A 273-nucleotide genomic window follows, 5' to 3' on the forward strand; every position below is an offset into this window, starting at 1 on the left:
GCAATACGGCCCGCGCGAATCGATGGAATACGACGTCGTGATCGTCGGCGGCGGCCCCGCCGGGCTGTCGGCGGCGATCCGGCTCAAGCAGCTGGCCGCCGAGAAAGGCACCGAGATCGGCGTGTGCGTGCTCGAGAAGGGTTCCGAGATCGGCGCGCACATCCTGTCGGGCGCGGTGATGGACCCGCGCGCGATCACCGAGCTGTTTCCCGACTGGAAGGAACGGGGCGCGCCCTTGAACGTCGAGGTGACGGAAGACCGTTTCCTGTTCCT

At 67.4% G+C, this 273-nt stretch carries 1 protein-coding gene; it reads left to right on the forward strand.

Annotated elements, in window-relative coordinates; all coding sequences use genetic code 11:
* A partial coding sequence (locus ACV22W_RS33745) for an NAD(P)/FAD-dependent oxidoreductase (RefSeq protein WP_448023871.1) occupies positions 1-273 on the forward strand: 273 nt, incomplete at both ends.

The organism is Burkholderia sp. AW49-1 (assembly GCF_053427845.1).